Below are 9,064 nucleotides of genomic sequence, written 5' to 3' on the forward strand. Positions count from 1 at the left end.
CTACTTGACGTTCGTGATCGGCAGCTCGTCGCGTTCGCTGCTGACGCTCCGCAGCATCCGACTGCTTCGCGTCTTTCGCGTTCTGAAACTGTGGCGGATGATGAACGAGGCCGACGAACTTTCGTACGCCATCTGGAGCGCTCGCAACAAGATCGTTGTCTTTCTAGCAGTCGTGTTGGTCGCTGTGACAATCAGCGGAGCTCTGATGTATCACGTCGAAACGCTGCTATTTAACGTGGACGATGTAACGCACGTTAATCCCGACAGCCACTTTACCTCGATTCCTCAATCGATGTACTGGGCAATTGTCACCATGACCACCGTGGGCTACGGCGATGTCGTCCCGAAGACGTCCATTGGCAAAGTCATCTCCGCGGTACTGATCCTGCTGGGATATAGTTTGATCATTGTGCCCAGTGGTTTCGTGAGCGCAGAATTAGTGGGGCTGAGGTCAGACGAAAGCCAGAGTCGCGAACAACACCCCTGTTCGGTTTGCGAAGTCACCAGCCACTTGAAAGACGCCAAGTACTGCTATCGCTGCGGAAACCTGCTGCAATAGTCGCCGACGTCTCAATAGTCGCCCGACGTCTCCGACGTCGGTATCCCACTAGCCGACGTCGGAGACGTCGGGCGACATTGGCTATCGCGGTTTGTTGGGGTTCGCTGAAACCTGCAGCACCGCGCCGGCGGCATAGCGATCGGCCACGTGCAATTGCAAATCACGCTTGATCATCTTGCGATGCGTTTGCAATACCAACTCAGGCCGATTGTTGTGCTCGGACAAGTGCCCGAGACATGCCCACTGCAACCGTGAACTTGCTTTTCGGCTTAGCAGGTCGGCCGATTCTTCGTTGGACAAATGGCCTCGCGAGCCGCGAATCCGCTTCTTTAGCTGCTCGGGGTAGGGACCGTTGTGCAGCATCGCGGGATCATAATTGCTTTCCAGGATCACGGCGTCGAGCGTCTCTAGGACATCATCCAGATCACAATCCACGTGACCGATGTCGGTCAAAATCCCCAAACGGCTTGAGCCATCGTCGACGACAAAGGCAACGCTGTCACACGCGTCATGCGGCGTGCACAGCGTCTCGACACGAACACTTCCAAATGCCAGCGTGCTGCCCGAGTCAAAGTGGTGCAGCTCATCGACACGGCCAATTTTGGCTTTCTTTTGTGTCGCCTGCATTGTTGGCGTCGACACATGGATCGGCAGCCCAAACTTTCGCTGAAACACCCCCATGCAACGCACGTGATCACTGTGCTCGTGCGAGATGATCAGCGCGTCGATGTCGCGGATATCTTTGCCGTGCGCGGCCAGTCGTTTCTCGGCCTGCGTCCCACTAATACCAGCATCAAACAGCAACTGGACTCCGTCGGCTTGGACGTAGACGCAATTTCCGTTGCTTCCCGATTGCAATGTGATGACTTCCATGCCGGCATTCTAACGTGGCAGAGTCCCAGTTCCAGTCCCCCGGTTTTCGGTCGCTTCACGGTTGCGATCCGCGACCAATAGCGACTCGGGATGTGACCAGCAGGATTTGACGAGGTTGCAAATGATGGAAATCTTGCATCTGCACCAAGCATTGACTTTATTGCCAAAAAGATCCGTTCGGAAGAGCATTGTTGTTTGGCGTCCGCTATCACGCATCTGATACAATGGAAGGAAGTGATAGGCCCGATTTGCATTCCGGTCCAATCACTCCTCTCGCGACGATCCGATACATCTCTTCTCTTTGGATTTGCTTCAATGACTGATCACCAAAAACCTGAAGTGCTGACCAGCGTTGCCGACGACGTCGAAGCCGCCGTGATCATTGCCGCATTGGAATCCCAGAACATCAAGGCGACGGCGACGGGCGGCTTTACTGCGGGCTTTCGCACCGAGACTCCGGGGCACGTCGATGTCCTGGTCCGCCACGAAGATTTGGAACAGGCCCGCGCGGTCCTCGCCGAAATCGAACACAAACCTGTCGATTGGTCCAAAGTCGATGTGGGCGAACCCGAAGACGAATAGTGCGGATGTGAAACCAGAGTTACGACCGCGTTTGTTTCTTACAACCGCAAATACGCCGCTTGAATCTCGGACTCGCCATACTCACGCTCGAACCGACGAATGGTGAAATGGGCGCGGGCGAGGTCTTGATAATGGTCGATGAAATAACTGTTGATCAACGCGCCGCCGACCGCGCCGATGACCGGAATCGCTTGCGCTGCGATTTTCTCACTGACCACGACGCCAAACCGCTTGGCGATCATCCCCATCAATTTCACTAATGGTGGGGCGGCGGTATCCGCGACGCCGAACTTCAACACATACTTCGACGCGTCGGCAACCTGTTTGGACATCGCTGCTCGCACGGCAAAGTAGCCCACTTCGGTTTTATCGTCGACGTCCGACTGGCCACCGTCGATGGCAAACACTTCCAAGCATGCCAATCGAGTCCGCACGTCGGTTAAATCTTCGCCTTGGCTACGGGCAATGTCCGCAATGCTCCGCAAGATTAGCACCGTCGACACCGGCAATTCGATCGCGACAGTGGTCATCCCAAATGCGCCCCCGGCGGCTCCGGAAATGCCAGCTAACAATTTGTGCGTTAGCAGTTTCGGCTTGCCTTCCTTGGTATCGTGACCGAGCGTTCGAAGTGCCACATCCATCGCAGCGGCGAGCGATTTATCGATCGCAGCGTGAATCGTATCCTCTGCAACACTGGGCAGCATTTTCATCGATGCGGTGATCGGGGTTCCCACCAATTCGGTCAAACGATCGGCAAGACCGTGATGCTCGAGCGTATCTTTGGCTTCACGAAGTTCGGCAATCACATCGGCCGGCAGCGAATGGTCGTCGTGGGTTCGTATCATCAGATTTGCCTTCAGAGTGGGGACCGCAGAAATCGAAACGAATGCGGATTCAATATGCAGCATCCTGCGTGCCGTGGCTAGCCAGAGCGTGCGGTCGGAAACAGCTGATTTCGCCCGCCGTTTTGCCGCCGGCAGGCTGTTGATTTAATGAGCCGCTCGCGCGTCAGCATCCGGGTTCCACGCATTACCCGGTGCCTTACGGCCCTCGGCTCACCAATTCGATTTGCATTTCGACTAAATCAGCAGCCTGCCAGCGAAATATCGTAAGTCGCTGCCGGATAATGACTTGAAGCAGCACGATCACGACGACGAACGGTCTTGATTTCAAAGCCGCCGGGGATGAGGTTGGTGCGGCCGTGCCACCGAAACGCCGCGAGTGGATCAATCCCTGCCGTCATTCCGAGGAATGCGTTAAGATGCGGCACGACACAGGGACACTCCATCGCGTCCCCCATCCTGCCGCATGACTTTCGCACCGCCCGATCAAGCCTTATGACCTCTTCTGAAATCTTTAGCCGTCTCGACGACCAACGCTCCAACCCCGGTGAAATGATTGAGCAAATGGTCGCCTACTTTCGCGAGAAGCGACAACCAATGGAGTTGTTCGAAGCGCTGAAGATGCGAGTTCGTCACCGTTTGGGGTTGCCGGTTCTCAGCAGCGAAGCGGAAAAGACAAACCCCGAAGCTGTTGAGCGACAATTGGAATCGGGGCTGCTAGACGCTTGCCGCGAAGCAGGCGTGATGTTGATCGAAGACGGTAAGATTGCCGAAGGATGGATGTATCTGCGTCCCACCGGTGACTTGGAATTGGCTCGCAAATTGATGGCCGAGATTCCTGTGACCGACGACAACTACGACGCGATGATCCAAGTCCTGCTGCACGAGGGAGTGGACATCGCGCGTGGCTATCAAGCGGTCATCGACCATCAAGGAACCTGCAACAGCATCACTCTATTCGAACAAGCACTACAGCAGCGAAGCAAGGCCGACCGACGTGCCGCCGCCGCATGCTTGCTGGAGCATCTGTATCACGAATTAGTCGTCTTGGTACGCGGCGACATCGCGCGACGCGAGGCGCCGGCGGAAGAGTCCGAATCGCTATTCGAGATGATCGAAAAACGAAAGTGGATTCTTAACGAAGGCGGCTACCACCTGGACACAACGCATCTTGCATCCACCGTCCGAATTGCGGCGGTTTTGACCGAGCCGAGTCAACTGCGAAAGGCGTGGGAGCTGGCTCAGTACGGTCGCCGACTGGACCACCAATTCCAATACCCGGGCGAAGAACCGTTCGTCGACTTCTATCCCGCCTACTCCGCCTATTATCAAGTCCTGCTGGGCGAAAATGTCGAAGCGGGACTGAAGGTCTTCGAGCGCAAAGCCAAGAGCGTCGATCCCACGCAGCATGGCACCGCGGCGATCGAAACGTACGTGGAACTGCTGGATCGACTGGGGCGTCATGGCGACGCGATCGAGGCAGCCGTGAACTTGGTTCCTGATGCGGTCCCATCACAACGAATTGTGCCACTGTTGTTGGAGATCGCCGGCCGCAGTGACGATGACTCGGTTTATGCTCCGATTCTCGACTACTGCCGAAAACACAACGACGTGATCGGCTATGCCGCGGTCTCTCACGTCGCCGGGTCTTGATTCACGGAATCGAGAGCTACAAGTACATCCCAATGAATCCACCATCGGATTCATTTTGTTCTTGAATCGCTTTGATCCGTTCTTCGGTTTTCTTCAAATCGCCGGCTTCGATGTAACGGTCGAACTCGACCATCAACGCTTGCTGAACACTTTCCGCAAAGCTTGTGACCATCGGCTCTGTTAGCCATTCACAGGTTTCTCGCTTCAGCTCGACGCTGATCTCGAGTGCTTTGGTCTTGACGTCCTTCTCGCCGGTCATCACGGTGCCCTCAAAAGAAAACTCGAGCATCCCAACCAGCGGATCGTTGGTCAGATGGTAACGGCAGACACCGCGATGCAAATAGTAAGTGTTGTGGGCACCGTGCCGCTGCAGCGCATCTTTGACTCGCAACACGAATTGCTCGTAAACCGGCGACGCATCCAACGGCGCATCGATCCGCGCGACGGTGCGTAGTGGCAAACAATCAAATTCAATTTCAACCCATTTTCCAAACATTGCAGTTTCCTAATTAACACTTTACGTAGCACTCGGTCGTCGCGGACACTGCAACCGACAATGCATTTTTTCTAGCGGTGCGGCGCAAGCCGCCCGGTCGACGTCGAACGTTTTCTCACGCTGCAACCGGGACGGCTTGCGCCGCAAACGCTACCGAAGTAGATGGCATCGAGCTAACGCCCACGACAACTCCGTTACATTCGGCACGTCGCCGCTTCTGAGATTCCCACTGCGTCCCTACGACGGTCCGGTCGCGGTTCTAACCGCAACGATAGCGGATCGAGCCGATCACGACAATTCAGATGCATCACGACGGCTGGCCGAGGGTGCTGCAATCGACATCACGATTCGTGTCGATCGCAGCGGCTGAGGGTGATAAAGATCAAACGCTCGAGAAAAGCGGCGTTGAGGTCATTTTTCGACGCAAAGTTATCCGCGCCCGCTTCGATGCATTCACGCCCCACTTGCACATCTTCTTGTCCCGTCAAAACGACAATCGGAACATCCGGTGCTGCGGCTCGGAACTGCTGAACCGTTTCGACCCCGCTGCTATCGGGCAGCTGTAGGTCCAACAGTACCAGGTCCAGCGATTCATGTGACTGCCGCTCTCGAATGGCGTGCTCCAGCGTGAACGCCTTGTGCACGACGATCGATTTGTTCATTCGTCGCAGCATTTCCACCGTCAAAAACAAGTCGTCTTGATTATCTTCGACCACCAAAACTTTGACCGCATGTTTCGCCGACGCGGTTGCATCGGACGGACGCAGCGATTCGAGCGCCGCGATCACTTCGGCCATCGATTGATACCGATCATCGGGGCGGTACGCAACAATCCGTTCAAAAACTTCTGGCAGCGCGTCGGGCAAATTCTCGGTAGGCAACTTCTGAAAGGCTTTATCGACCAACAAACTCGTCAATTTCTCGTTCGCGGATTCTCCCGGGACTCGTGATCCTCCGGTCAGCAGATAGAACCACGTGGCTCCGAGACTATAGATATCCGACAACTCGGTAGCCGACGACAGCGAGCGGGCCTGTTCGGGCGCCATGAAATCGAGCGTTCCTGCGACCATCTCGATTCCCGTGCGAAAATCTCGGGCCTTTTTCACATCGCGATCCGCCGTCAAAACCGCCAATCCAAGGTCCGTCACCTTGATCCGCCGATCGCCGTCACGTACCAGATTTCCCGGTTTCACATCACGATGCACCAGTCCGCGTTGATGTGCATGTTCAAGCGCCCGAGCCGCTTGCAAAATCACGTCGACCGAGTCTTGCCAGCTCAGTGGTCCGTTTAACCGAACGTAAACACTCAAATCAGGGCCGGCCAATTGTTCCATCACGATGTACAACATCCCATCATGCTCGCCAACTTCGTAAGCGACCACGATATTGGGATGAGCGAGCTTGCCCACCAGTTCCATCTCGCGTCGAAACCGCTCGCTGAGATGAATATCACGAAGCACCTTGACCGCCACGAAATCGCCTCCGCTAACAGGTGCAGCGCGATAGACCTGCCCTGCGCCACCTTCGCTTAACAGTCCATCGATAATGTATTCGCCAATTTCCGCCCCGCGTGGCAGCCCGTTGATCGACCAATCCATTTGAGAATCTTGTGCCATCGCGTCGGCGATTTCTTTTTCGACCAAAGCCAATTGCGAACGCGAAAAACGCTCGCTGCACCTAAGCCGCTCCAGCACGATACGCTCGACCAACGACTTTGAAATCACCTTGGTCAACGAAGGATCATCGGCCGATTGTGGCGACGGCGCCGACTGGATTGCCTCGTCTCCATTGGTCGAGGGTGCGGCAGTAGAGCGTTTGTAATCGACTTTCGACGAACCGATTTTCACAGCCACGTTGCGGTAGGGACCGTCCGTCCGCTTTGCTTCCCGCGGACCTTTTCGCTTGCCTTGCGTCTCGGCCGGCTGCAAAACGTCCCAGCTGCGAAACAGCCACAGCACCACCACGCAGGCGAGGGCCAAATACGAAGGGCCCGATAGCCGCAGGTCAAATCCTCGCATCACCAACGACGATCCAATCGTCGCCAACGCGATCGACGTGGCGGTTCCGAAAACCAGCGTCGATCGTCTGGATGCCATCGCCACCGTCACGACGATCGGAGCATAAAATCCAAACGGATAAACACCCAACAACTCAATCGTCGAAAACCCTAAGCAGAGCAAAAGGAGGCAAACGTCTAAGGATACCGAGTCTCTCTTAGTCATTTGCAACAAGGAGCCTTCCTACTCCATCCGATGAGAAAACAAACCTACTTCCTCAGGATACCCTACCCCCCAAAGGTGGTCAATCCGCCATTACCGACTCGCCTTACCGCTTCGGCTCAACAATCAGTCACTCACGTCATCCTAAGCGGCATGTCAACCGAAAAATGCCACGCTGACACTGTTGCCATCGGTGCGGTGTCATCCCAGGGGAACTGGTGTCCGTCACATCGGACAAGCTAGAGAAGCCGGGCAATGTGTCGGCGGCGATGGACGTCGCTTTGGGCAAACTCCATGGACTCGATTGGTCTAACTCGTTCCTGCCAAGCCTGCTAAAAGTCAACAAGCGGGCCATCGCTCGCACGTCGGCGATAACCATTTCAATCGGAGCATTCTAGGATGGGACTTCCCTTTTCAGCGGAAACGCAAATCCAATCGATCAAGCAAATTCTCCGCGAGGTAGCCGAACCGCTGGACATGAACGTCTCGGTACGTCTATGGAATGGAGACGTTGTGCCGCTGGGACAAAATGTCGACAGTGAACTTTGTATTGCGATCTCAGGCCCTGGAGTGATTGGCACCCTTTTGCGTTGGCCCACGCTGGAAACCTTGGTGCGTCTGTACGCCACCGGACATATCGAATTCGAAGGTGGGGATTTGATCGAATTCTCTGCGGCACTAAAAACCACTCGTGCAAATCGTCAACATTTGAAAAAGATCAGCAAAGCGATGCTGGTCAAACGAACGTTGCCCTTCATCTTTGCCAAGAGCAAAATCAGTGATTTACAGCAGGGTTTTAGCGACGACATGGTCGGACGCAATGAAGCCAAGCGTAAAAACAGCGACTACATCCAATTCCACTACGACGTAGGCAATGAATTTTACAAGCTGTTTCTTGGCAAGGAGATGCAGTACACCTGCGGCTATTTCCGTGACTGGAACAACTCCTTGGACCAAGCTCAGCATGACAAACTGGATATGATCTGCCGCAAATTGCGTTTGCAACCTGGCGAGACAATGTTGGACATTGGATGTGGTTGGGGCGGCCTGATCTGTCACGCGGCAAAACACTATGGGGCAAAGTCGCATGGAATCACGCTGTCAAACGAACAATACGCTTATACCAAAGCGAAAATTGAGCAACTGGGGCTGACCGATCAAGTCAGCGTCGAGATTTGTGACTATGCCGACCACACCGGCACCTACGACAAAATCAGCAGCATCGGCATGTCCGAGCACATTGGCATCGCGAACTATCCTCGTTACTTTGCCAAAATCAATTCGATGCTCCACGATCGTGGAGTCATGCTGAACCATGCGATCGCTCGTCGTGCCAAACCCACGGCGAGGTCGGCCCGCAAAATTCGTCCGGAACGAAAATTCCTGCTCAAATACATTTTCCCCGGGTCCGAGCTAACCCCGGTCGGTATGACCACCGATTTTATGGAAAACAGCGGCTTCGAGGTTCACGATGTCGAATCGTGGCGTGAACATTACGCATTGACCACCAAATTCTGGTGCCAAAATTTGTCGGCAAACAAGGAAAAGGCGATTGAGTTGGTGGGCGCCGAACGCTATCGATTGTGGGTCGCCTACTTGGCGGGCGCTTCGGGCGGATTCACCAACGGATCGATCAAGTTGTATCAGGTGGTGGGCACCAAACGCGCCACCAAAGGACTCTCTGGCATGCCTCCGACCCGCGAACATTTGTACCGAGCTGCCTGATTTATAGCAGGTTGCCTAATGTATGGCGCGAGTCGCGGACGGCTTGTTGATTTATTGAGCCGCGACGCGTCAGAGAACGTCCGGCTTAGGCCAGAGGATGTAGCGAATGAGCTGC

Annotated in this window: 9 protein-coding genes; 5 read left to right on the forward strand and 4 right to left on the reverse strand. The window is 55.0% G+C overall.

Annotated elements, in window-relative coordinates:
• On the forward strand, positions 1 to 559 hold a 559-nt coding region (locus RMSM_RS13275; RefSeq protein ID WP_040766329.1), incomplete at its 5' end, for an ion transporter.
• An 81-nt stretch (positions 560 to 640) separates the two neighbouring features.
• On the opposite strand, the gene RMSM_RS13280 is transcribed toward RMSM_RS13275, so the two are convergent.
• The gene (locus tag RMSM_RS13280; RefSeq protein ID WP_008696703.1) at positions 641 to 1,432 is read right to left on the reverse strand and encodes an MBL fold metallo-hydrolase; all 792 of its coding nucleotides are present in this window, start codon (positions 1,430 to 1,432) and stop codon (positions 641 to 643) included.
• 315 nt (positions 1,433 to 1,747) lie between these two features.
• Between RMSM_RS13280 and RMSM_RS13290 the strand changes: the two genes are divergently transcribed.
• Positions 1,748 to 2,014, forward strand: coding sequence for a putative signal transducing protein (locus RMSM_RS13290; RefSeq protein ID WP_008696704.1), 267 nt, complete (start codon positions 1,748 to 1,750; stop codon positions 2,012 to 2,014).
• Between the two features lie 38 nt (positions 2,015 to 2,052).
• Here the strand turns inward: RMSM_RS13290 and RMSM_RS13295 are convergent, their stop codons facing one another.
• Positions 2,053 to 2,859: an EcsC family protein gene (locus tag RMSM_RS13295; RefSeq protein ID WP_040766338.1), complete on the reverse strand. Its 807-nt coding sequence runs from the start codon at positions 2,857 to 2,859 to the stop codon at positions 2,053 to 2,055.
• Between the two features lie 492 nt (positions 2,860 to 3,351).
• Between RMSM_RS13295 and RMSM_RS13305 the strand changes: the two genes are divergently transcribed.
• Complete coding sequence (locus RMSM_RS13305) at positions 3,352 to 4,509, forward strand: hypothetical protein (protein ID WP_008696707.1); 1,158 nt, start codon at positions 3,352 to 3,354, stop codon at positions 4,507 to 4,509.
• A gap of 16 nt (positions 4,510 to 4,525) precedes the next feature.
• On the opposite strand, the gene RMSM_RS13310 is transcribed toward RMSM_RS13305, so the two are convergent.
• The gene (locus tag RMSM_RS13310; protein WP_008696708.1) at positions 4,526 to 5,005 is read right to left on the reverse strand and encodes a hypothetical protein; all 480 of its coding nucleotides are present in this window, start codon (positions 5,003 to 5,005) and stop codon (positions 4,526 to 4,528) included.
• Positions 5,006 to 5,346: 341 nt separating this feature from the next.
• Positions 5,347 to 7,152 (reverse strand): protein kinase domain-containing protein, encoded by a 1,806-nt coding sequence (locus RMSM_RS36810; RefSeq protein ID WP_160168287.1) that lies wholly within the window; start codon positions 7,150 to 7,152, stop codon positions 5,347 to 5,349.
• Between the two features lie 290 nt (positions 7,153 to 7,442).
• Between RMSM_RS36810 and RMSM_RS13325 the strand changes: the two genes are divergently transcribed.
• Both RMSM_RS13325 and RMSM_RS13330 read left to right on the forward strand, forming a co-directional pair.
• Positions 7,443 to 7,622 carry a hypothetical protein gene (locus tag RMSM_RS13325; RefSeq protein ID WP_008696710.1) on the forward strand — a complete coding sequence of 60 codons (180 nt, stop codon included), beginning with the start codon at positions 7,443 to 7,445 and terminating at the stop codon, positions 7,620 to 7,622.
• 1 nt (position 7,623) lies between these two features.
• Entirely contained in the window at positions 7,624 to 8,949 is a 1,326-nt protein-coding gene (locus RMSM_RS13330; RefSeq protein WP_008696711.1) for an SAM-dependent methyltransferase, read from the forward strand.
• The last annotated feature ends 115 nt before the right edge of the window (positions 8,950 to 9,064 follow it).

Origin of the sequence: Rhodopirellula maiorica SM1 (assembly GCF_000346295.1) — a bacterium.
Taxonomy (GTDB): domain Bacteria; phylum Planctomycetota; class Planctomycetia; order Pirellulales; family Pirellulaceae; genus Novipirellula; species Novipirellula maiorica.